The sequence below is a fragment of the Bacteroides sp. AF25-5LB genome (assembly GCF_003602965.1).
Classification (GTDB): Bacteria; Bacteroidota; Bacteroidia; order Bacteroidales; family Bacteroidaceae; genus Bacteroides; species Bacteroides uniformis.
Genome location: NZ_QTMC01000010.1, coordinates 135,425 through 160,287 on the forward strand (window position 1 = coordinate 135,425; position 24,863 = coordinate 160,287).

At 42.4% G+C, this 24,863-nt stretch carries 15 protein-coding genes and 6 pseudogenes; 14 read left to right on the forward strand and 7 right to left on the reverse strand.

The annotated features are described in order from the left end of the window. Positions 1 to 62 precede the first annotated feature (62 nt). From araJ to DWY57_RS12585, 3 genes are read left to right on the forward strand one after another with little or no spacing between them, the layout of a single operon-like run. Positions 63 to 1,205, forward strand: a complete 1,143-nt coding sequence (gene araJ / locus DWY57_RS12575; protein ID WP_119961876.1) for an MFS transporter AraJ — start codon at positions 63 to 65, stop codon at positions 1,203 to 1,205. Positions 1,206 to 1,262: 57 nt separating this feature from the next. After that, a complete protein-coding gene (locus tag DWY57_RS12580) occupies positions 1,263 to 1,697 on the forward strand; it encodes a hypothetical protein (RefSeq protein ID WP_005828348.1) in 435 nt (144 codons plus the stop codon). Between the two features lie 10 nt (positions 1,698 to 1,707). Next, positions 1,708 to 2,121: a hypothetical protein gene (locus tag DWY57_RS12585; RefSeq protein WP_119961882.1), complete on the forward strand. Its 414-nt coding sequence runs from the start codon at positions 1,708 to 1,710 to the stop codon at positions 2,119 to 2,121. Positions 2,122 to 2,186: 65 nt separating this feature from the next. Here the strand turns inward: DWY57_RS12585 and DWY57_RS12590 are convergent, their stop codons facing one another. Both DWY57_RS12590 and rlmD read right to left on the reverse strand, forming a co-directional pair. Then, a complete protein-coding gene (locus tag DWY57_RS12590; protein ID WP_117600531.1) occupies positions 2,187 to 3,098 on the reverse strand; it encodes an RluA family pseudouridine synthase in 912 nt (303 codons plus the stop codon). A 60-nt stretch (positions 3,099 to 3,158) separates the two neighbouring features. Next, positions 3,159 to 4,580 (reverse strand): 23S rRNA (uracil(1939)-C(5))-methyltransferase RlmD, encoded by a 1,422-nt coding sequence (rlmD, locus tag DWY57_RS12595; RefSeq protein WP_117600530.1) that lies wholly within the window; start codon positions 4,578 to 4,580, stop codon positions 3,159 to 3,161. A gap of 204 nt (positions 4,581 to 4,784) precedes the next feature. Here rlmD and ppdK point away from each other — a divergent pair, with 204 nt between their 5' ends. Further along, entirely contained in the window at positions 4,785 to 7,505 is a 2,721-nt protein-coding gene (gene ppdK, locus DWY57_RS12600; protein ID WP_117600529.1) for a pyruvate, phosphate dikinase, read from the forward strand. A 210-nt stretch (positions 7,506 to 7,715) separates the two neighbouring features. Then, entirely contained in the window at positions 7,716 to 7,961 is a 246-nt protein-coding gene (locus tag DWY57_RS12605; RefSeq protein ID WP_242496978.1) for a hypothetical protein, read from the forward strand. Positions 7,962 to 8,147: 186 nt separating this feature from the next. Here the strand turns inward: DWY57_RS12605 and DWY57_RS12610 are convergent, their stop codons facing one another. The 3 genes from DWY57_RS12610 to DWY57_RS12620 all read right to left on the reverse strand — a co-directional run bounded on the left by DWY57_RS12610 (position 8,148) and on the right by DWY57_RS12620 (position 10,118). After that, a complete protein-coding gene (locus DWY57_RS12610; protein WP_117600528.1) occupies positions 8,148 to 8,930 on the reverse strand; it encodes a hypothetical protein in 783 nt (260 codons plus the stop codon). Beyond that, positions 8,903 to 9,115 carry a hypothetical protein gene (locus tag DWY57_RS20910; RefSeq protein WP_117600527.1) on the reverse strand — a complete coding sequence of 71 codons (213 nt, stop codon included), beginning with the start codon at positions 9,113 to 9,115 and terminating at the stop codon, positions 8,903 to 8,905. The genes DWY57_RS12610 and DWY57_RS20910 overlap by 28 nt, the downstream gene beginning before the upstream one ends. Before the next feature lie 163 nt (positions 9,116 to 9,278). After that, a complete protein-coding gene (locus tag DWY57_RS12620) occupies positions 9,279 to 10,118 on the reverse strand; it encodes an ADP-ribosylglycohydrolase family protein (protein WP_117600526.1) in 840 nt (279 codons plus the stop codon). A 735-nt stretch (positions 10,119 to 10,853) separates the two neighbouring features. Between DWY57_RS12620 and DWY57_RS12625 the strand changes: the two are divergent. The 5 genes and pseudogenes from DWY57_RS12625 to DWY57_RS12640 all read left to right on the forward strand — a co-directional run bounded on the left by DWY57_RS12625 (position 10,854) and on the right by DWY57_RS12640 (position 15,021). Continuing rightward, positions 10,854 to 11,248, forward strand: a pseudogene (locus DWY57_RS12625) (hypothetical protein). A 53-nt stretch (positions 11,249 to 11,301) separates the two neighbouring features. Beyond that, positions 11,302 to 12,767 (forward strand): annotated as a pseudogene (locus tag DWY57_RS12630) (relaxase/mobilization nuclease domain-containing protein). A 209-nt stretch (positions 12,768 to 12,976) separates the two neighbouring features. After that, positions 12,977 to 13,227: pseudogene (locus DWY57_RS21315) on the forward strand (chromosome partitioning protein ParA); the annotation flags it as partial. Beyond that, entirely contained in the window at positions 13,207 to 13,776 is a 570-nt protein-coding gene (locus DWY57_RS12635; RefSeq protein WP_226791320.1) for a hypothetical protein, read from the forward strand. The pseudogene DWY57_RS21315 and the gene DWY57_RS12635, both read left to right, overlap by 21 nt. A gap of 30 nt (positions 13,777 to 13,806) precedes the next feature. Beyond that, positions 13,807 to 15,021: pseudogene (locus DWY57_RS12640) on the forward strand (IS256 family transposase). 297 nt (positions 15,022 to 15,318) lie between these two features. Here the strand turns inward: DWY57_RS12640 and DWY57_RS12645 are convergent. Next, a complete protein-coding gene (locus tag DWY57_RS12645; RefSeq protein ID WP_117599458.1) occupies positions 15,319 to 16,344 on the reverse strand; it encodes a FecR family protein in 1,026 nt (341 codons plus the stop codon). 248 nt (positions 16,345 to 16,592) lie between these two features. Here DWY57_RS12645 and DWY57_RS21615 point away from each other — a divergent pair. After that, positions 16,593 to 17,808: pseudogene (locus DWY57_RS21615) on the forward strand (transposase). A gap of 65 nt (positions 17,809 to 17,873) precedes the next feature. Here the strand turns inward: DWY57_RS21615 and DWY57_RS12655 are convergent. Continuing rightward, a complete protein-coding gene (locus DWY57_RS12655) occupies positions 17,874 to 18,470 on the reverse strand; it encodes an RNA polymerase sigma-70 factor (RefSeq protein ID WP_117599459.1) in 597 nt (198 codons plus the stop codon). Positions 18,471 to 19,261: 791 nt separating this feature from the next. Between DWY57_RS12655 and DWY57_RS12660 the strand changes: the two genes are divergently transcribed. The 3 genes and pseudogenes from DWY57_RS12660 to DWY57_RS12670 all read left to right on the forward strand — a co-directional run bounded on the left by DWY57_RS12660 (position 19,262) and on the right by DWY57_RS12670 (position 24,813). Then, positions 19,262 to 21,466: an alpha-galactosidase gene (locus DWY57_RS12660; RefSeq protein WP_117599460.1), complete on the forward strand. Its 2,205-nt coding sequence runs from the start codon at positions 19,262 to 19,264 to the stop codon at positions 21,464 to 21,466. Positions 21,467 to 21,538: 72 nt separating this feature from the next. Next, positions 21,539 to 22,546, forward strand: coding sequence for a glycoside hydrolase family 43 protein (locus tag DWY57_RS12665; RefSeq protein WP_117599461.1), 1,008 nt, complete (start codon positions 21,539 to 21,541; stop codon positions 22,544 to 22,546). A gap of 187 nt (positions 22,547 to 22,733) precedes the next feature. Continuing rightward, positions 22,734 to 24,813, forward strand: a pseudogene (locus DWY57_RS12670) (glycoside hydrolase family 3 C-terminal domain-containing protein). Positions 24,814 to 24,863: the final 50 nt, after the last annotated feature.

A 24,863-nucleotide genomic window follows, 5' to 3' on the forward strand; every position in this document is an offset into this window, starting at 1 on the left:
TTTGGAGAATGCAATGTCATTATCTTTGCGCCCGGTAAAAAATATAGGTTGTTTTTTAAGGTATGAAGAAGAGTCTTATTGCATTGGCGTTCGGTACATTGGGGCTGGGGATTGCCGAATTTACGATGATGGGTATTTTGCCCTATGTGGCTACTGATTTGGGAATCAGCATTCCCGTGGCCGGTCATTTCATTTCTGCGTATGCGTTGGGTGTTTGTTTTGGTGCGCCCATGCTGCTCCTGGCCCGTAAACGCCCGTTGAAGCAGATTCTGCTGGTCTTGATGGCATTAATGATTGTGGGTAATATTTGTGCGTCTATGGCACCCAATTATTGGGTCTTGCTGTTGGGACGTTTTGTTTCCGGGCTTCCTCATGGCGCTTATTTTGGAGTAGCTTCCATTGTTGCGGGAAAATTGGCTGATAAAGGGAGAAGCTCGGAGGCGGTTTCAATTATGATAGCGGGAATGACTGTGGCCAATCTGTTTGGGGTGCCGTTGGGTACTTCGTTGAGCCATACACTGTCTTGGCGTGCCACGTTTCTGCTGGTAGGTGCCTGGGGATTGATAACATTGTACTACATTTGGCGTTGGGTACCGCAGGTCGAAGGACTGAAAGACACGGGATTTAAAGGACAGTTCCGTTTTTTGAAGAAGCCGGCGCCGTGGCTCATATTGGGAGCTACGGCTTTGGGTAACGGTGGCGTATTCTGCTGGTATAGCTACATCACCCCGTTGCTGACCGAGGTTTCCGGTTTTAGTGCGGACAGCATTACGGCACTGATGGTACTGGCAGGATTCGGAATGGTTGTCGGTAATCTGGTTAGTGGGCGCATGTCCGACCGGTACACTCCGGGGAAGGTCGGTACGGTGGTGCAAGGGATGATATGTGTTATTTTATTATTGATATTTTTACTCTCGCCCCATCCGTGGTGTTCGGCAATATTGATGACACTCTGTACGGCAGGTTTGTTTGCCGTCTCCAGTCCGGAGCAGGTGTTGATGATTCGTGTGGCCCCTGGAGGAGAAATGTTGGGAGGCGCTTGTGTGCAGATGGCCTTCAATTTGGGGAATGCTATCGGAGCCTATATCGGAGGTCTTGCCTTGAGTGGAGGATACCGTTATCCCGCATTGGCAGGCGTACCGTTTGCACTGATGGGATTTATTTTATTCCTTGTCTTCTACAAGAAATTCCAGGCTAAGTATTAAGTGTTTCATTTTTTTTGTGTATGTTTGTCCACAAGTATTAACTAAACTCGATAACTTATGAAGACTTTGAATTATGTGAAGATATTGCTGTTGTGTGTATTTACGATTGGACTGGCGTCTTGTGGGGATGATGTGTATTATACTATGCAGAATAGTGACGACAAATTGTGTGGAAAGACGTGGATAGAAGAATATCAGACGGAAAACAAAGATGGAGTTGAAGTGTTATGCAGTCATCAGCTGAAGTTTGCCAAGGCTGATAATTCTGGACAGGAAATCTGGGAGTATTATCGCGGAGGCGAGTCCCGTCCCTATGAAACGACTTCACGTACTTTTACTTGGAAATGGATGGACAAGTCTATGGAGGGGTTGACGCTGAATTACGGTGCGGGTGAAATCAAGTACTTTGATAATGTATGGGTGCGCGAACATTATTTATCCGGTAAGCTGGATGGAGTAGTTGTAATGATGGTAGATGCTAATTATAAATAAAGTATGGCTTATGAATAATATGCTGAAATACACAAAATTGTTATTGTTGTTTGTCTTTGTATTAGGATTGACATCATGTGATAGTGAGGAAGAAACGGAATATAATCTGCCCGGTGAATGGTATACATCTGAAGAAATAGATTTCGGGGCATATACTTGGGGTAGGGGGACGATTATGACCTTTAACGCGCGCAACCAAGGTACTATTGGTTCATATGGCGACCCGAATTATTTGCTTTTCAGATGGAATTGGGTTAGTGGGGCTTACAATCTGATGGAATTGGAATTCTATGATGATGGCAGCATGGCTTACATTGAAGGAGCCATGGCTGATTCTTATTCTTTCAGTGGTACTTGGTATAATAGCTGGAGGGAATATCAAGATAATATTCACGGACAGCCTTTTCGTATGCGTCGGCAATGACGACATGCTTATCAATAAAAAACGGAGCAAATCAATTGCTCCGTTTTTTATTGTATGTCAGCTTTTTACTTATTCTTCAAAACCAGCTTCTTGAACTCTCCCGGATAAGGTGTTTCAAACCGCATCAGCTCTCCCGTGACGGGATGATAGAAACAGAGTTTGAAAGCATGCAGGGCCAAGCGTCCGATAGGATTTACGTCTTCCAGTCCATAGCGTCCGTCGCCGATAATGGGATGCCCCAAATCCTGCATGTGTACACGTATCTGGTTTTTTCGTCCCGTTTCCAGGTTCAGTTCAACGAGAGAGTATCCATTGGCTCGTTTGATGGTACGGTAATGCGTAATGGATTCTTGTCCCCCGTCATCTGTCGGACTTGAATATACATACAGCTTGCGGTCTGTCAACCAAGAAACTACGGTTCCCGCATCTTTTTCCATCTCGCCAACTACTACGGCTACGTATCGCCGGTCTGTTACAATGTCGTGCCAGTTATCGCGTAGTGTACGTTGGGTCTTCTCGTCTTTGGCAAACATCATCAAGCCGGAGGTGTCACGGTCCAGGCGGTGCACGATGTGTACACGGTGCTGCTTGCCCGAGCGTTGCACGTATTCATTCAAGATGGTATAGGCGGTACGTTCCTTTTGCCGGTCAGTGTTGACGGACAGCAAACCCTGCATCTTCTCTATCACGATGATATAGGCATCTTCGTATACAATCTTCATCAGTTTATGGTTGAACTCTTTACGTCCCTTCTCACGGCTGATTTGTACTTTCATACCCGGTTTCAGGGGAAAATTGTATTGTGTAGTGATAACGCTGTCCACATATATAATGCGTTTGCTCAGCAATGATTTCAGCTTGGTGCGGCTGGCATCCGGCATTTTAGCTGCCAGAAACTCCATGAGCTCCATCGGTTCCTTCACCATGTAGTCCGTATATTGTGCACGGGCCCTTGCTGTAATTTTTTCTTTTGCCACGACTGGTTTTTATTTACGATTAGACAATTTACAATTTAGGATTGAAAACGACTTGGACTTTCAATCTTTTAATTCCAATAATACTACGTTTTCCACATGGTGGGTGTGCGGAAACATATCTACCGGTTGAACGGCCTTTACTTTATATTTCGCATCGAGCAGTTGCAGGTCGCGCGCCTGCGTAGCCGGATTACAACTGACATATACGATGCGTTTGGGCTCGGCAAACAGAATGACATCCACTACATCCTGGTGCATTCCGGCACGGGGAGGGTCGGTGATGATGACATCGGGACGGCCGTATTGGTTGATGAAGTCTTGTGTCAGCATGTCTTTCATATCTCCGGCAAAGAACAATGTATTTTTAATTCCGTTAATCTCGGCATTGACCTTGGCGTCTTCAATGGCTTCGGGCACATATTCTATGCCGATTACCTGGCGTGCGTGCTTGGATACGAAATTGGCAATGGTACCCGTGCCGGTATAAAGGTCATAAACAAGCTCGTTACCGGTCAGTCCGGCAAAGTTGCGCACTACTTTGTAGAGGTTGTAGGCTTGTTCGGAGTTGGTCTGATAGAAAGATTTGGGACCTACCTTGAAGCGCAGTCCCTCCATTTCCTCGAAGATGTGGTCTTTTCCCTTGAAGGTGTGTACCTCGAGGTCGGTGATGGTATCGTTGCACTTATTATTAATAATGTATAGCAGGGAAGTGATTTCGGGGAATGTATCTGCTATGTATTGCAGCATTTGCTTGAACAGAGCCATTTCCTCCTCTTTCTCTATCTTGCAGATGAGGATTACCATCAGTTCGCCGGTGGTAGAGGTACGCACAATCATATTGCGTAGCATTCCTTCGTGCGTGCGCAGGTTGATAAAGGAATAGTTGTGCTGGTAGGCATAGTCGCGTACTGCATTGCGGATGCGGTTGGATATATCGTCCTGCAGCCAGCACTTCTCTATGGCAAGCACTTTATCGAAAGCATTGGGAATATGGAAGCCTACGGCATTCATCTGTTCGTACACTACATTCTGCTGAACCTCTTCTGTCGTCAGCCAACGTTTGTTGGAAAAAGTGTACTCCAGTTTATTCCGGTAGAACTGAGTTTTTTCTGAACCTAATATCGGAGAGATTTCCGGCAATTCGATTTTGCCGATGCGGGTGAGGTTGTCCGTTACTTGTTTTTGCTTATACTTGATTTGCTCGGAATAGGGGAGAACCTGCCATTTACAACCGCCGCATACACCATAATGTTGGCAGAATGGAACTGCCCGTACTGCCGAATATTCATGGAATTTCACAGCCTCGGCTTCAGCATAATGATGCTTTTTTCTCTTAATTTGCAGGTCAACTACATCGCCGGGGACGACATATGGTACGAAAATCACCAAATCATTGACTTTTGCGATGGCTTTTCCTTCGGCAGCCACATCCGTAATTGTCACCTTCTCCAGTAGGGGAAGTTCTTTTCTCTTTCTTGCCACTTTTACACCAATCTAATAAATTCTTCGGCAAAAATAGACATTTTTTCGGGATTTCTCTCTATGAAATGAAATATTAAAGATTGCAATGTCGAAATTGCATTTTAGCATAAAGTTTTTTCTGAAAAAGTTTTCTAGTCTGCGAAATATACTTAGATTTGCGAACAGAAAAGAGAAAATCACTATCAAAAACTTTAAATTTATATTATGGACAAAAAAAGAGTTTATACCTTTGGTAACGGCCAGGCAGAAGGAAAGGCCGATATGAGAAACCTTTTGGGTGGGAAAGGTGCCAACCTTGCAGAAATGAACCTTATAGGAGTTCCGGTTCCTCCGGGCTTTACAATAACGACAGAAGTTTGTACGGAATATTATGAAATGGGGCAGGATAAAGTCGTTGCTCTGTTGAAGAACGAAGTTGAACAAGCCATTGCCCATGTGGAGACGCTGATGCGTTCCAAATTCGGTGATGTGGAGAATCCGTTGCTGGTTTCCGTTCGTTCGGGTGCACGCGCTTCCATGCCGGGCATGATGGACACTATCCTGAATCTTGGCTTGAATGACGAAGTGGTGGAAGGCCTGACGCGCAAGACAGGCAATGCACGCTTTGCATGGGACTCTTACCGTCGTTTCGTGCAGATGTATGGCGACGTGGTGCTGGGTATGAAGCCGGTGAACAAGGAAGATGTAGACCCGTTCGAGGCTATTATAGAAGATGTGAAACAGGCTAAAGGCGTGAAGCTGGACAACGAGCTTGAGGTGGAAGACCTTAAGGAACTCGTGAAGAAGTTCAAGGCTGCCGTAAAAGAACAAACAGGGAAAGACTTCCCGACTTGTGCTTACGAGCAGTTGTGGGGTGCCGTTTGTGCCGTATTCAACTCTTGGATGAACGAACGCGCCATCTTGTATCGTAAGATGGAAGGAATTCCTGACGAATGGGGTACTGCCGTAAGCGTTCAGGCTATGGTATTCGGTAATATGGGCGAGAGCTCTGCCACGGGTGTTTGCTTTAGCCGAGATGCTGCTACCGGTGAAGACCTTTTCAACGGTGAGTATTTGATTAATGCACAAGGCGAAGACGTGGTTGCCGGTATCCGTACTCCGCAACAGATTACAAAAATCGGTTCTCAACGTTGGGCTGAATTGGCCGGTGTAAGCGAAGAAGAACGTGTCAGCAAATATCCTTCCATGGAGGAGGCTATGCCGGAAATCTATAAGGAGTTGGATGCTTTGCAGACGAAGCTCGAAAATCACTACCGTGATATGCAGGATATGGAGTTCACTGTACAAGAGGGTAAACTCTGGTTCCTCCAGACCCGTAACGGTAAGCGTACCGGAGCCGCTATGGTGAAGATTGCCATGGATTTGCTCCATCAAGGTATGATTGACGAAAAGACTGCATTGATGCGTTGTGAGCCCAATAAGTTGGACGAACTGCTCCACCCGGTATTTGACAAGACAGCTCTGAAGCAAGCCAAGGTATTGACCCGTGGTCTTCCCGCTTCTCCGGGTGCCGCTACGGGACAAATCGTATTCTTTGCCGATGATGCTGCCGAATGGCATGCTGCCGGCAAGCGTGTGGTGATGGTACGTATTGAGACTTCTCCGGAAGATTTGGCAGGTATGACAGTTGCCGAAGGTATCCTGACTGCCCGCGGCGGTATGACTTCTCATGCGGCAGTGGTTGCTCGTGGTATGGGTAAGTGCTGTGTATCCGGTGCCGGTGCCTTGAACATAGACTACAAGGCGCGTACAGTGGAAGTGGATGGTGTACTGTTGAAAGAAGGTGACTATATCTCCTTGAACGGAAGCACCGGTGAAGTATATAAAGACAAGGTGGAAACAAAAGCGGCTGAGCTGTCCGGTGACTTTGCGGAATTGATGGATTTGGCAGACAAATATACGAAGCTGCAGGTTCGTACCAATGCGGATACTCCTCACGATGCAGAAGTGGCACGCAATTTTGGTGCGGTGGGTATCGGCCTTTGCCGTACGGAACACATGTTCTTCGAAGGCGAGAAGATTAAAGCCATGCGCGAGATGATTCTGGCAGAAAACGCCGAAGGACGTCGCAAGGCTTTGGCTAAGATTCTACCTTACCAGCAAGCTGACTTCAAGGGTATCTTCAAGGCAATGGCTGGTTGTCCGGTGACTGTACGTCTGCTCGACCCTCCTTTGCATGAGTTTGTTCCCCATGACTTGAAGGGACAGCAGGAAATGGCAGATACGATGGGTGTAAGCCTCCAGTATATCCAGCAACGTGTTGAGGCGCTTTGTGAGCATAATCCGATGTTGGGGCATCGTGGTTGCCGTTTGGGAAATACATATCCTGAAATTACGCAGATGCAGACGCGTGCTATCCTGGGCGCTGCTTTGGAATTGAAGAAAGAAGGCGTTGAAACCCATCCTGAAATCATGGTGCCTCTGACCGGCATCTTGTATGAGTTCAAGCAGCAGGAAGAAGTGATTCGTGCTGAGGCTGCCCAGTTATTTGAAGAAGTGGGTGACAGCATCGACTTCAAAGTAGGTACAATGATTGAGATTCCGCGTGCCGCCTTGACTGCCGACCGCATTGCTTCCTCTGCCGAGTTCTTCTCATTCGGTACGAACGACTTGACTCAGATGACATTTGGTTATTCACGCGACGATATCGCTTCCTTCCTCCCGATTTATCTGGAGAAGAAGATTCTGAAAGTAGACCCGTTCCAGGTACTCGACCAGAATGGTGTAGGACAGTTGGTGCGTATGGCTACTGAAAAGGGACGTGCTATCCGTCCGGACTTGAAGTGCGGTATTTGCGGCGAGCATGGAGGTGAACCTTCTTCTGTGAAGTTCTGCCATAGAGTCGGCTTGAATTATGTCAGCTGTTCTCCGTTCCGTGTGCCCATTGCACGCCTGGCTGCGGCGCAAGCGGCTGTTGAGGAATAATTCCAAATTGGCTTAATTAAAATAATAGGCTGTAACTCATTGAAATACATGAGTTACAGCCTATGTTGTTCTTATACGGTTCGTACACTTGACAATGGAAACCGCGCCAAATGTACGTACTCGTTTACTCACTGCTTACACTAAAATTGATGTTGCTTACACCTGCTTACATCATCAAAAAAGCCTATGGCAGCGTAAAATTAAAAGCTTATGACAACTACATTAAAAGCAATCGTAAGGAAGCCGAGAACAGACGGCCTTTATGCAGTGTACATTCGCATCGTACACAACAGAAAACCGGGTTACATCAAGACCAACAAGATTGTTGATGCGAATCATATCTCTAAAGAGAATGAACCGACCGACCCTGTCGTTAATGAGTATTGCTCAATGCTCGTTCGACAATACACAGACCGACTGAACAGAACCAACACTGCCCATAGCACAGAACGTTAGAACTCTTTAAATGTTAATTTTCAGTGCTTTCAACTCATGGTTTTGGGAGATTTTGTTTCGTGAGAATGCGCTATATTCATTACGATTGGAGATGAATGTCTATTATTACATTTGTGAGCGAATGGGCTAAAAAACTCGCCTTGGTCTTGTGGGGTTCCACTTGACCAAGGCGAGTTACTTATGCTATTAAAGTTCATCTTCTGCCTGGATGCGCTGTTTCCAAAGTTTTAATTCATTACGCATTGCATTTCTAATCTCTTTCAAAGGTTTGTTTGGAAACTCATGAATGATAAGATTATGAAGAAAGAGAAATACGGATATGAAATATTTGCTCACCAACCAATCAGTAGCCGATGGATGTAAAATGCTTACTGCTGGAATGCCAAAAAATGTGCCAACTTCCCATTTCAAGTTATCAAAGACTTGAACAGATTGGATAGCATCTGACTCAGACTCATCCATATTCTTTCTGAGCGTATCAAAAGCATTTGTTTCCATGAAAACAATCCTTTTTGGTTTGAGTATGTTTATTAGCTCTATAGTGCTTTTAATACCTTCAGCCAACAGCTCTTTCTTCAAGTTACTTACACCTTTAGATGACTCAAACGGAGAAAGATTTGTCCATACCACCTTCTTGTCATCATCAATCTGGCTGTCCGGGTATTTGGAACCATACCCAAGGAACAATCGTCCGTTGGCAAGAAAACGGGAATCTTTCAATTCCTTGTCGAACCGCTTGCTCCACCATTCTTTGTTTCCCTCCAAGTAACCATCAACTGTATGGGTAGAGGTACATTTCCCGTTTCCTTTGGGATTTATTCCTACTACCATCAGTTCAATGTCAGTTTCAATTACGTTGAGAGGTGATTGGGTATAATACGGAGTGTTATACTTCTGTGAGAGTTCATTAAATTTCGGTATCCACAGTTCACTCCATTCTTTCAGTAATTCTTGTTTGGTCTTTTCCATTGTATCAAGTTTTTAATCGGTTTCGTACATTTTCCATAAGTCTTTTGTCCACTTGTGCATTGGGCGGTGGCATAAGTGCCAAGCAACCACCGATTCAGCGTTCCGTTCTTCAAACTCTCCGGATTGGCAATGTAATAGCGAAAGCTATCCTTCCAGTTGCATTCAATCAGCACTCCTAACGACATAAGGATGTTACCTTTCCACCGGTCAAAGGTCTGTCTGGGGATTGGTTTGCCATTACTGGATCTTCATTGAGGAGCCATTTCTCGTTGAGCTCCTTCAAAGAAAGTCCCTTCTCTCCAGCGTGGGAAAGCGTATTGACCACCCAAATGTATTTTTCCAGGAAAGTCATCTTCCTTCTGTTTTACGCAGTCCACTTCCGTATTTCGCTTCAAACTCAGTAACCAGTTTCTGGAAGTTTTCGGGCAGATAGGTCATCGCTTTTTCACACATGTTCGCAGGCACCCCATAAAGAGCTTCAGCAATGGAACCGGTGATGCAGCCGATGGTATCGGAATCGCCACCGATACTGATGGCATTACGGACAGCATCTTCAAAATCCGTAGCCTGCAGCGCACATTGAATGGCTTGCGGAACGCTGTCCTGACAGATGCCGCCATTGCCTTCCCCATCAACTCCATTCCAGGAATAACGTTTTTGCAGTTCGGCAATGGTGAGCGGGAAACGATAGCCGAATTCCTGCTCCATACATTGCTGAATCTCATCTTTCGATGCTCCCTTACGGGCCAGGAAGATACACATGGCTGTAGCCTGTGCACCCTTGATGCCCTCCGGATGGTTATGCGTTCCTTCCGCTGAAACCTTGGCGGCATTCATGGTGTCATTTTTCGTATCGAATGCCCAACCCACCGGACCTACACGCATGGCCGATCCGTTGCCGCAGCTGTTGTATGCCGGAGCATATCCGGTTCTTGTCTTCTGGATGACCCAATTCTGGAAACAGTTTCCATATCCTCCCATCGGAGAGGGATAAGCTTCCGCATACCGGACATAGTAATCCGCCACCAGTGAAAGGCGTCCGGCCAGAATCGCATCCGCTGTAGCCAACGTCAGGATGCTGTCGTCTGTGTATTCCACGTAGCGACCGAAGAACTCAAAGTCCTTGGTTCGTATGTTACTGAACTCGTAGATACTGCCTACGATGTCCCCAATGATACTTCCAATCATATTCTTCCTGTTTTAGTGATTCTACTTACTCAAAGCTGTTGCCACCAGTAATGTCCGTAAATATACTCATTTTGTATCTCATACAGAGCCAACCGATGGACTTTAATGCAAAGTTACCACGATACTCCCTCAAAAAGTGAGACACTCTCTATGTTTTAGGTCATAAGTACCATGATATTTGCTGTTGATACTTTTATACGGCCGCATTTCCATACGCTTCCACACTTCTTTTTCACCTCTGTTCTGAGTCCATACGCAGTAATGCCCTTTTGCCCTTGAAGTCATTGTCTATAGAACATTGAAGTATGTATAGCCTTTGCAACCTTGGAATATGGGGACGGATGAACCATTAGTTCAAGGCAATAGCCCAGCTTGGCAACAAGTGATTTCTATACAGACGTATGCCGTTCCAAAGATGCAGAAAACTACGGATAAAGAAATTTGGAACACTTGATAATCAGGCTAATATTACCGAATATTTTTCCCAAGAATGATGTTGTGAATTTTTGCGTTTCGCCGTTTTTTGTGCTTCTTTGAGGTCTCTAAAGCTACCGGGAAGACATCGAACTGCGTTGCAGGATTTGTCAAGCAAGTTGTACTCTTGTCATTACAAAACGGAGTTTTGTCCTCACAAGAGTCACTTGCCGATTACTGCCGCAACGGAGCGATAAATCGCTGTTTCGCTATGCGAAATAGGTGTCCGGAGAACCCAGCTAACAAGTAATCAAAGGAAGTATGAAACAGAAAACCAAAGTATTCCAGTTACGGCTTATCCCGAGGAAGCCCAACTGTTGAAGGAAAAATCAGGCTCATTCCACTCTGTGAGCCACTATATCCTGTCTGCAGTGCAGGAATTTTCCAATGTGGATGTGAAGGAACGCATCGAGTTGATCCGAGAACTCGGAGAATTTTACCGAAAGAATCAGAACGAACTGTCCTGGGCAGGCGGAAACCTAAATCAGGTGGTCAAACGAGCCAATGAGCTGGTGGTAGCCTGGTTACTCGCACCCAGCTATAGCCAAGAGATTGTGCTTCCAACCATTCGGGAAACACAGGAAACGATGAACCGCATCAAACGGGATTTGGAATTGATTACACTCAAGTGTATAAAAAACAAAACACTGAAGTAATGTTTGTGCGGTATATACTTTAACCGTTGAACCCAACTAATCCGAATATTCAGATGATTGCAACCATTTTACCCGGAAGTTCGAACTTCCATGCCGTAGATTATAATGAACGGAAGGTGGCGAAAGGTGTAGCCCGGTTACTGGAGATAAAAAACTTCGGAGCACTCGGTGAAGTGCGCAAGCCAACCCCTGAAGAGCTGGCTCAGTTTCTCATGGAATATTCCTCCATGAATCCCAGAATCCAGAAAGCCCAGTTCCATGCAGCCATCTCCTGCAAGGGCTACGAGATGTCAGAAGCCCAGTTGCTTGATTTCGCGCACCAGTATCTTCAAGAAATGGGCTATGCCGAACCCGGACAACCCTGGCTCATTTATTCCCACAACGATACAGACAATGCACACCTACACATTGTTACTTCGAGAGTGGCGCCCGACGGTCGCAAGATACAGCATAACCATGAATGCAGACGCTCATTGACAAGATACTCGGTATGGACCGGCAGCAGAAAACAGACAAGGACATCGAGGCCGTCAAACAGTACAGCTTTTCTTCCTTCACCCAGTTCAAGGCCGTGATAGGAACCATGGGCTATGAAGTCTTTCAGAAAGACGGGAACGTCTTCGTCAAGCAAGGAGACAAAATCCAAAAGAAAATTCCTCTGGCAGAGATTGAAGCCCTGTTCAAGAAAGGCTATCAGGATAAGGCACGCAATCGCCAGTTGAGAGCCTACCTGAAGAAATACCGGGATGTATGCGCCAACAAGGAAGAACTGCAGAAGGAAATAAAGAAGAACTTCGGAGTGGATGTGGTTTTCTTCGGCAAGAAAGACAAGCCCTACGGCTATATGCTGATAGACCATGCCAACAAGACCGTCATTCATGGTGCCCGGGTCCTTGCCGTAGAAGAACTGCTCGACTTTGCTACCCCGAACAACGCTTTGACCGGATAGAAGCATTCATAGACCAGTTGCTGACCCTCAATCCTAAGGCCACGCAGGGAGAAATCTTCCAGAAATTCAAGAAACAGCATGCCTATATAAAGAAAGGTGTCATCTACTACGATGGCCAGAGCAGACCCTTGCCGCCTTTCATGGCCAAGGCCATAGACCGTAATAATCGCATCAGTTTCATTGAGAAATTCCGCCTGCAGAACGAAGCCGAAGTGGAAATGCTGTGCAAGGCATTCAAGGTGGACCGTCCGGACCTGGTGGACATTTCTACAGAACGTCCTCCCAAGTATGCTGATGCTGTGGACAAATTGCGTGATATATTCCAGAATCCCGAAGTGAAGTCCCCCCCGCAGCGCTATGTATCAAGAAGGTTTTGATGTGGAACGGGTGAAGAAGAAGCCCAAGAAGAATACACTCAATCCAATCAAAAGTTTACAGCGGAAGTCCCATCAAGGATTGGGTAAACTCCGGAAAGAAGGAGTCGGCAGTCACAGTGCTAACCGCGAATGGGAAGTTGGCAAGAAAACGAACTACGACGAGGTGGACGACGGACGCTCGTTGAAGATTTAGTATTGATGTTTAATGATTTAAGTTACAACAGAAAGTCAAATGGGGACTTTTAGTTGTAACTTTTTGGGCTAATTTTTCTCAGATTCCCTTGTTCCGAAGTCCATTCACCCCCCGGTTTTAGCAACCGAAAGCACATTGATGTTGTACATTTAGGTTTTCCCTGTTCCAGCATTTACTTTTGCTTGCGAATTTAATAAACGGAAAACAACATGATACAGACCCCGGTCATAGTCACCTTTGCCAACTACTTAGTGGCAAAAGGCGTCCGGGTGGTTATCATCGACTGCGACTTCCAACACTTGATCATGAAATGCCGCAAGGCAGACATCAAGAAGTATGAGAGGAACAACTACCCTATGAAGTCTGGTCATACGAACCCAACAACAAAGTGGATAGGACCTCGCTGGTGGAGAAACTGCACAATGACCCAGAGATAGATGTGGTACTCATCGACTCACCTGAGGAGGATGTAGACATATCGGACGAAGCACAGTCCTTCCGACCTCATAAGGTGAGCAGGGAGGAACCGAAGAAGGAAGAGGAAAAGAAAGAGGAATCCGAAGCACAATCGGATGCCGATGCTTCACAGGAAGGGAAAGAAGAATCCGACGATGAAAAGGAGCAATCAGACAACTCAGAAGAAACATCCAATGAAACTGAATTGGACACCGAACAGGACGAAACTTCTTCTCAATCTTCGGATGATGAAACGACCGAGGAACCTGCTAAAGAAGCAGAGTCTGAAAAACCTTCTGATGAACAAGCATCCGAAGAAAGCAACGATGATGCCTATGATGAAGAACACTCTGAAAGTAACGACCACCCCTTCTGCTCACCGAGCTACCGCGAAGCCATCATGACGGACGGCATCCTGGTGGATGACATCTTCAAAGTCATCGACCAGTTGGCTGAAACCGGTGAATGTGACCTGGGCACCATAATCTATCACTGCGAAAGCATGCGATATGGAGGATGTAAATTAAACTGTGTCAGCAAAGAAAAGAAATAAAATATTAACTTTGCTAACACTGTTTTTTGTATGAAAGAAGAATTTGATTTTGAGAGTATCAAGAACAAGGCTATTGAACAGCTGAAAGCAGGTAAGCCTTTGTTAGGTAAAGACGGTGCTTTTGCCCCTTTATTGGAAAACATTCTGAATGCAGCTCTGGAGGGTGAGATGGATGCATATCTTACAGAAGAAGAACGTCAGATGGGTAACCGCCGTAACGGGAAAATGCAAAAGTAGGTCCAGACTCCATTGGGTGAGGTAACCGTATCCACTCCCCGTGACCGTAATTCAAGTTTTGATCCACAATTTATTAAGAAGCGTGAGACCATTCTGGCAGAAGACGTTGCTGACCGTATAATTGGCCTGTATGCTCTTGGCAACAGCACACGTGAGATTAGTGACTGGATGGAAGAGAATCTTGGTAATCGTGTATCGGCAGATACAATCAGTTCCATTACAGACCGTGTACTTCCGGACATAAAGGCATGGAAATCACGTATGCTTGATTCTGTCTATCCTATAGTCTGGATGGATGCCATCCATTATAAAGTAACGGATGAACGTGGTTGTGCTGTTACACGTGCAATCTATAATGTGCTGGGTATTGACAGAGAAGGACATAAGGAGCTGCTCGGAATGTATATATCAAGAAATGAGGGAGCAAACTTCTGGCTCAGTGTTCTGACAGACCTTCAGAACCGTGGAGTTGAAGATATTCTTATAGCCTGTATAGACGGCTTGAGAGGTTTTCCTGAAGCAATCCAAAGCGTTTATCCCAATGCAGCCGTACAGCTTTGTGCTGTACATCAGATTCGTAATTCCGTCAAACATGTAGGCTCCAAAAATCAAAAGGAATTCCTGAAGGATTTGAAATGCGTTTATCAGGCTGTAAATAAAGAATCGGCAGAAAATGAACTTCTTAAGCTGGAAGAAAAATGGGGTGAACAGTATCCTATCGTTATCGGGTCCTGGCAAGACAATTGGGATAAGCTGTCCGAATATTTCCAGTACACTCCGGCTATTCGTAAGCTCATATATACAACAAATACTGTTGAAGGGTATCACCGTCAGATCCGTAAGGTAACAAAAAACAAAGGCGTGTTCCCGTCGGATACAGCCCTTGAAAAACTGGTTTATCTTGCATACCGTAATATACGGAAGAAGTGAACTATGCCACTTGCCAATTGGGCTACAATCTCACAGCAACTGGCCATAAAGTTTGGAGAACGATTTAAATTATTGTAATTTTACGCTCGTCGGGACGGGTGGTCCCGCCCCTTGGTGCTGGCCGTTCCCCGACCGATGAGTTTTCTAATAGGAAATAATGCGTGACACAGTTTATTTTACACTACCCTTATTTCATCGTTACTATTGATTTTATCCATTCTCTGAAAAGTGCTCTCATCTACCTCGTACTAATGCACTAAGCGGCTATTGTTATTTATCTTTAAAAGGCCAATCATATAAAACCCATTGTTGGTATAGATTTGTGTATGTCTGATACCAATCAACGGTTTTATAATTGTAAATTCCGATAGCGGGTTACTTTTTACTTACTTCTATTGTAAGTGTATCTCCCTGCTTGAAATCGTTATACCTTTTTCGGAATTTTATAGGTGCCCCTTCTTCCATACAATTTATTATTTCATCCAAATTCTCTCCTTTAAATGTTGCTCTATATGTATATTGTTTTATATCAAGGTCTTTCATGACAAATCGGACCTTATAGACTTGTTCTAGTCGATCAAGAATAGTTTCTAAAGAATCATCTCTAAATGCGATGATCCCATCTTTCCAGGCTATATATTTAAATGTATCGGTGGAAGTTATTTCCATACGTTTGGTGTTTCGCTGGTAGGTTAATTGTTGACCAGGAAGTAGGTGTTTTGTTTCTTTGCCTTGTGAAACAGATACTTTCCCAGATATTAATGTGATTTTTTGCTCCATGCTATGTGTAAAACTAGCAACGTTAAAGGCCGTACCAGTGGCTGTAATTTCCAATTCATCAGCTTGAATGATGAAAGGGTTATTTTTATCAGCGTGTACTTCAAAGTATGCCTCGCCACTCATGCATACCCTTCGTGTGTTATTTATAAATTGCGAAGGGTATTCCAATGTACTACCAGCATCTAACCAAACCTTCGAGCTGTCCGGCAAAATAATTTCCGAAATAGAACCGTAAGGTGTACTCGCTTTATAATAGGTCAGCGACTCTTCTTTCTTATTCATCATTAGGGTGAACAAGGTTATCAGAATAGGAAAAAAGAGAATAGCAGCTATTCGTTGAAAATAGAGTACTATTTGTTTGGGTGTGGAAACATTCGTTTTTCCTGGTTCGATTCCTGCTTTGACTTTTGTTTTGAGTAATGCCGACTGTATGTCAATGTTCATTTGACTAGTGGAAGGATCTGTCATTTCCCAAATATTTCTCATTTTTTGAAAAAAAATTCTATTTTCTTCCGAAAGACTAATCCATTCTTTTAGTTCAGTTATTTCCTCTAGCGATGCCTTTGTTTCTAAATATCTCAGAATAAGTTCAGCTATTCTATATTGATTCTCTTCTCTCATATTTTAATCTCGTTTCAAATTATCAATATTTCGGTAAATTTTTACCGAAATATTAAAAGTTAAATAATAGAACCGGCAAGAGTCGGTTCGAAAACATTAAAGAGGTCATTGAAATGTTGTCAAAAACGAATGGTTAAGCATGAAGAAATGTGCTGAAAAAAGTGAGCTAACATGCTGATAACAAAGGTAAAAGTGCTGCATGATTTGTTGATTTTTTAGTAAATTAAAAGTTAACTATTCATCTGGTTATGGCTAAAGAAACACTCCTTATGCAATACCAATCCGAGTGCCTGTCGGCTCTCAAATCAGTCGTGAATATACACAAACCTTTTGAAAAAACGTTCATGGACACCATGAAATTATTCATGGCCATCCCGGATCGTATAAATTTCCTCCAATTGGGCAGGTATGGATGTTTTTCGGAACAGACATACCGTAACCTTTTTGGGAATGAAACTTTCGACCGGTTTGCGTTCAACGCCTCTATCATCAGCAAGCATCTCATAGGCAAAAGAAAAGCCATCACCATCGATCCTTCCTATATCCCCAAGTCCGGTCATAAGACACCTTGGATTGGTCTTCTGGTCAGGCTGTGCCGGGGATTATAAGCGAAGATTGGAAATCATGGGCATCGGTGTCATTGACATCGACAACCATGAATGCATGACTTTAGGTTCCATTCAGACGTCGGATTGTAAGACCTTGGATAATATGGGTAAGAACCTAGTTGACTGGTATAGCAACTATCTTATCAGTAGAAAAGACGAGCTACAGAGCATATTCAGAACGGTGGTTGCAGACGCATTCTTTTCCAAGGAAACGTTCATAACGCCTATGTGTGAGAGTGATTTCCATGTCATCAGCCGCTTCAGGAATGACGTAGTCCTGTACTATCCAACATTGGAAAAGAAAACAGGAAAACCTGGCCATCCCAAGTGGTTTGACGGCAGGATTGACTTTGCCAATCTAGATCTGACCCGGTGCAAGGAATACGAGGTGAACAAGGGAAAGCTGTACGGATTGAGTGTATATGCAAAAGCTCTCAAAAGGTATGTTTCCTTAGCCGTCTGATATCCGATGGACGGGAGGACAGACAAGTGGCAGCTTTATTTCTCTACAGACGATTCCATGGATGGACGCGAAGTCTTGGATTATTACAGAACCAGGTTCCAGTTGGAATTTTGCTTTAGAGATGGAAAGCAACATGCAGGAATCACCAACTGTCAGTTAACTGACTTCAGAAAGTTGAATTTTCACTTCAATGCATCGCTTGCAGCTGTCAACTTGGCCAAAGCGGCATGTAAGAGGCTCGGAATAGCCTATTCCATATCCTCTTGCAAGTCATTCATACACAATGCTTATATGCTTGAACGATTTATTTGCGTGTTTGGGATTAACCCAGACATGCAAGTTATTGACAAACTTTTCAAAGAACTCATTTTATTTACAGCCAGAGCCGCTTAAGCTTGGCGAATTCTTAACAAACTATTAATTATAAGACTGTTGTAAAAGAATATACCACCATTTTTTTATAAAAAAGAATATAAAATAAAGTTATAAAACCCTTTCATGTTCTTTCTTAAAACCTCTAACACCTTGCTGATTCGATTTTCTATTGTTCTCACTGATACATTTAATTCATTGGCAATTTCATGGTATTTCTTATTCTTAAATCGATGCATTTCAAATACTTCCCTCATTTCTTTAGGGAGTTTATTCAGTTCCTTTTGAAGTTGTTGATTTAATTCTGAGTATAAAATATAGTTTTCTACATCATAGTCAAATGGGTCATTGTGAGCAATTGCATAATCTTGATAGACCCTAATAACATTCTGATGTTTGAGTTCTTCTAAACTATTGTTTTTCACAGCAGTCATAAGATACGATTTTAAAGCACCTTTAATATCGAGATGTTCTCGATTTTCCCATAAGCGTGCAAAGATATCCTGTACCAAATCTTCACTATTTTCTTGGTCCTTTAGAAAAACGTTGCAAAAATAGACAAGGTCTTTATAATACTTATTAAATAGAAACTCAAAGGCTTTTATATTTCCTTGTTTAAGCTCTTTTATGTAAAAAGAATCTTCTGACGCACTTTTTGTCCTATTTGTTTGTTCATCTTCCATTGCGTGTTCTATAACTATTAGATTTATAATTGTTTGGTAAATATGTAAATAGATGACAAAAAATAAAGTTATAACTAACTAATTAATTAATAATTAAGTATTTAAGTTGATAATATCCTTAAATTCAGTAAGTTAAAGAAAAGTCCCCGCTTTTCACATGAAAAAACTGAACCATAGAACATGGTCAAAATTAGCCAAATCCTTTTAATTATGCAAGATTCTTTTGGAAAAATCTATCAATTGGATATGTGTTAAGGTATGCTCTATATGGCTCATTCCTTGTGTTCAGTTTGACATAGCTTTAGCATACATAACCTTTATTATTTAATAGTATATCTGTCTTCTTCATATTTATAATTATAGAATGATCTGGTAGATTGGCAGTTCTTTTTTTGAAGTAAGGTATGTAAATAGTTTGATATCTATATATAAAAAAGTGTTAATATACTGTGGTGATCACGTTGTTAACCGTCTTAAAAATGTTATGCGTGGAATACTATGGCCGCCTAAATCTTTTAATGGAGGAATTGAGTTCATGAGTCTATAAATCATGAATAGGTGGAAATTTATAGTGTGTGGTTACTTAACACATTATGCGTATTATTCTTTGTATTACAGATAGCATTACTATAAATATATTAATTAACCTTTTAACTATTAGTCTATGAGCAGATACTTTAATGGTTACACTTGCGCTGTGCGCCCGCCAATCTTTGCGTATCCGTTTATTTCTTTAAATGAAAATCCGAGTACAATTTACTAGAATGTGTTTAACTGAATAATTTAAAACAATGAAGAAAATCGTTTATGTATTATTGTTATGCTTGTTATATCCTGCTGGTATTCTTCAGGCATGGAATGGCAAAGTACTAATTTCTACTCCCCGTTCATCTATTTTATTGAATACGTGGGGAGAGGGTCAGCAATTGCAATTTGCTTATTTTGGTGACAGAATTAATGAGAATCAAATAGATCAGGTCTTTGATTCGTGGAATGGATTGAGCCGTCCAGCTTATCCGGTATTTGGTACTTCATCTTATGAAAGTTCAGCATTACAGGTGGTTCATGCTGATGGTAACTTAACATTGGATTTGATTGTAGACAAAGTGGAAACTTTGGATGAAAAAAGCGCAAAGCTTACAGTGATTCATTTAAAAGACAGAGTTTACCCTTTTTATGTAACGTTGAATTTTCGGGCTTTCAACAATTTGGATATTATTGAAACATGGACTGAATATTCTCATAACGAAAAGAAAGCGGTAGTACTTAAGCGCTTTGATTCAGGTCATTTTATGATTCGTAGAGGCGACGTGTGGATCTCTTCTCTATCCGGACATTGGGGTACTGAGACTCGGATTACTACAGAACCGTTGACTTCTGGGATGAAAGTTATAAAAAATATGGATGGAGTACGTAACGGATTGGGTGAACACTCAGAGGTTATGTTTTCATTGGATGGTAAACCTCAGGAAAATAGTGGACGTGTTATTGGAGCTGTTCTGTGTTGGGGTGGACGTACGAAAATTAGGATAGATTCTGATGATACGTATGGTAGTCATGTGCATCATGTTTTTGCCGGTATGAATGAAGAGGCTTCTGAATACAAACTTGAACCACGTGAAGTATTTACTACTCCTAAACTTGCTCTTACTTATTCTTGTGAAGGATTAGGTGAAGCTAGTAGGAACCTCCACCGATGGGCTCGTATGGGTATGGTATATAGCTGTGATAAGCCGAGAGATATTCTGTTGAACAGCTGGGAAGGGGTTTACCTTAATATCAAGGAACAAGAAATGGATCAGATGATGAAGGATTTCGCAGCCATGGGTGGTGAACTATTTGTAATGGACGACGGATGGTTCGGGAATAAATATCGTCGTATACAAGATAATTCATCATTGGGTGACTGGGTAGTAGACACTCAAAAACTCCCTCATGGTATTAAAGGACTTACAGATACTGCTAAAAAATATGGGATTAAGTTTGGTATTTGGATCGAACCGGAATTTACTAATACAAAAAGTGAGTTGGTTGAAAAGCACCCTGATTGGGTACTGCGTTCTATGAATAGAGAATTAATGTGTGGCCGTGGTGGTACACAAGTAGTACTGGACTTGTGTAATCCTAAGGTTCAGGATTTTGTTTTCAGTGTAGTAGATGGGCTATTGAGTAAGAATCCGGAAATTGCTTATATCAAATGGGATGCTAATGGAGAAATAATGAACTATGGCTCAAGCTACCTGCCAAAGGATAAACAATCACATATTTATATTGATTATCACCGTGGCTTAATAAATGTATTGGAAAGGATTCGCGCTAAATACCCTGATGTAGTTATGCAAGCTTGTGGTAGTGGTGGCGGACGTGCCAGCTACGGAGTGATGCCTTATTTCAACGAGTTTTGGGTTAGTGATAATACAGATGCTTTGCAGCGCCTCTTCATCCAATGGGGAACATCTTACTTTTATCCATCTATAGCAATGGCTCAGCATGTAAGTGCATCGTCCAATCATCAGACAGGCCGTCTTGTTCCATTGAAATTTCGTTTTGATGTTGCGATGACTGGTCGCTTAGGTATGGAAATTCAACCTAAGAATATGAATGCAGATGAAAAAGAATTTTCCAAAAAGGCCATTGACACTTATAAAGGGATTCGTACGGTTATTCAGTATGGAGACCAATATCGTCTGATTTCTCCGTATGAAAAGAAAGCGGTTGCGTCAATGATGTATGTTACTGAGAATAAAGACCGTGCAGTGTTCTTTGCTTTTAAAATGGAACACTATGTTAACCCACGATTACATCATGTGCGTCTGGATGGTTTGGATAAAAACAAGAAGTATCAAATAAGAGAATTAAATTTGGCTGCAGATGATAAACCTTGTTATTTACACAATCGGATTTTTTCCGGTGATCTTTTGATGAATGCCGGTTTTGCTCTTGATTTAAATAAGGAGTATGATAGCTGGGTGTTGGAGCTGACTGAGGTTAAGTAAGTCATAATACATCTTTAACTGTATGGATGCAGTGAATATGGCTGCATCCATACTTCGATTAATAGAGCTCATATGTTAAATATAAAGTGCAAATTATTAGTTTTTTATGTATTGTTAGGTGGGCAATTCTTTTCGTCGTGTTCACTGAACAATACGAAAGCTGTTCAAGAAAGTGGCAATCCGTTATTTGAAGGATGGTATGCCGATCCTGAAGGGGTAGTGTTTGACAACCGTTACTGGATTTTTCCTACTTATTCAGCTCCATTTGAGCAGCAACTATTTTTAGATGCTTTTTCTTCACCCGATCTTGTGACTTGGAAAAAGCACTCCAAAATTCTTTCGGTAGAAAATGTATCCTGGTTGGAAAAAGCTCTATGGGCACCCGCAATTATTTATGCTAATGAAAAGTATTATCTGTACTTTTCTGCTAATGATGTCCACGAAGGTGAAATTGGTGGTATCGGCGTAGCTGTTGCTGATAGTCCAGAAGGGCCGTTTAAGGATGCTTTGGGTAAGCCATTAATCAATGAGATAATAAACGGGGCACAACCTATCGATCAGTTTGTATTCAAGGATGATGATGGCAGTTATTACATGTATTATGGAGGTTGGGGGCATTGCAATATGGTGAAATTAAGTGATGATTTGTTGCATCTTGTTCCCTTTGAAGATGGCTCGCTTTGTAAGGAAGTAACTCCAGACAATTATGTTGAAGGGCCTTTTATGTTAAAGCATCAAGGGAAGTATTATTTTATGTGGTCAGAAGGTGATTGGACTGGTCCTGACTATTGTGTAGCTTACGCCATGGCAGATTCGCCATTCGGGCCTTTTAAGCGAGTCGGAAAAATATTGGAACAAGATGAGGAGGTTGCTACTGGAGCTGGACACCATTCTGTGATAAAGGGGTTGAAAGATGATGAATGGTATATAGTGTATCATCGCCATCCCTTAAATGAAACAGATGGGAATGCCCGTGTTGTTTGCATTGAACGGATGTTTTTTGATGATGAAGGTTATATAAAACCTGTAAAAATGACGTTTAAGGGGGTTACGCGCAGCTCTTTAACTTCTTTGAGATAAGTGGTAGCTTTCTTTCAATAATAGACTTTGTTACAATTCAAAAATGCTAAATATGAAAATTAAAACACTGAAAACTATTACATTTTGCGCTTTTGTGTTTTGTGGTATATCCGCTTCAGCGCAAACTCCAGTCTATTTGGATAAAAATCAACCAATAAAACAGCGTGTGGAGGATGCTCTTTCTCGTATGACTTTACAGGAAAAAATAAATATTATTCATGCGCAATCTAAATTCAGTGCTCCTGGTGTGCCCAGATTGGGTATTCCGGAATTATGGTGTACTAATGGTCCAATGGGCATACGTCCTGAGGTCATGTGGGATGAATGGGATCAGGCAGGTTGGACCAATGATTCTTGCATGGCTTTTCTTGCACTTTCTTGTCTGGCGGCTACATGGAATCCCGACATGGCTTTATTTTATAAAAGCATTGGAAAAGAGGCTCGTTTCCGCAACAAAAGTGTATTACTAGGTCCTAGGATAAATGTTTATAGAACTCCTCTTTGTGGACGTAATTTTGAGTATATGGGAGAAGATCCATACCTGATTAGTCGTATGGTGGTACCCTATGTTTAGGGCGTGCAAAGCAATGGGGTTTCTGCCTGCATGAAGCACTTTGCTTTAAATAATAATAAAATCAACCGTCACACTTCCAATCCGATAGTTGATGATCGTACGCTTTATGAAATATACCTTCCAGGTTTTAAGGCAGCTGCAGTAGAGGGTAAGGCTTGGTACTTTATGGGAGGCTATAATTTATTTCGAGGCGAACACGCTAGTTATAATCCAATACTGATGAATCAGATTTTGAAAGAAGAATGGTAGTGGGATGGTGCGGTCATATCAGATTGGGGAGCTGTTCATGATACACAAACTGCTATTATTGGAGGCTTGGATATGGAGTTCGGAAGCTGGACAGATGGGTTAACAGAGGGGGCTAGCAATGCCTATGATAACTATTGGTTGGCAAACCCATATTTGAAAGGTATAAAAGAAGGCATTTATACTGATAAAGAATTAAACGAAAAGGTGCGTCGAGTATTAAGACTAACGTTTCGTACTGCCATGAATAGTGATCGACCCTGGGGATCAATGGTCGCAGATGCACATAAAGATGCTTGCCGAAAAGTAGGAGCAGAAGGTATGGTACTTTTGCAAAACAATGAAAATTTACTTCCAATTGATTTATCAAAGGTAAGACGTATTACTGTTATTGGTGAAAATGCCATTAAAATGATGACTGTTGGAGGTGGCTCTTCCTCTTTGAAAGCCAAGTATGAAGTTACTCCTTTGGAAGGACTGAGAAAACGTATTGGTAAACAAGCTGAAATCATATATGCCCGTGGATACGTAGGTGATCCTACTGGGGGTAAAAACTGGGCAAAACTTGAAGGATGACCGTAGTCCAGAAGAAATCAGAGCAGAAGCTCTGCACGCAGCTGGTAATGCTGATATCGTTCTTTTTATAGGAGGACTAAATAAAAGTAACTATTAGGATTGTGAAGGTACGGACCGAACAACAATGGATTTGCCTTATAATCAAAATGGATTGATTATGGATTTACTGCAAGTTAATAAAAAACTGGTTGTAATCAACATCAGTGGAACAGGTGTAGCTATGCCTTGGAAGAATCAAGCTTGGTACCTGGGAAGTGAAACTGGCAATGTTTGGGCTTCTATACTCATGGGGGATGTTAGTCCTAGTGGTAAGCTTCCATATACTTATTATGCGGGTCTTGATCAGTGTGGTGCTCACAGGGTGGACGAATATCCAGGTCACAAAGGTGTCGATGCTTTAGGAAATGAGGTTTATGACATACCCTATAACGAAGGATTATTTGTTGGTTATCGCTTTATTGATAAAAACAAGTTAACACCCAATTTCCCTTTTGGTCATGGCTTAAGCTATACTACATTTGAGTATGGAAACCCCAAGGTAAGTAGCACGTCTATGGACAAGAGTGGGCAGTTATGTATTACTCTTCCAATTACAAATACAGGCAAACGTGTTGGGGCTGAAGTTATACAGCTATATATTAAAAGTCTGAAATTTTCTGTAATTTGGCTCATTAAAGAATTGAAGGGCTTTTGTAAAGTAGAACTTCAGCCAAATGAAACGAAAGAGGTTTTGTTTACTATTACAGCTGAAGAACTATCATACTTTGACGACAAACAGCATAAATGGGCTGCTGAGCCAGGAAAATATGAAGCTTTGATAGCTTCTTCATCTGCTGATATTCGTTCTAAAGTTTGTTTCGAACTGAAATAGTTTCATATTTGCCATATCATTAATATATAGTATTACAGATATTTACGATG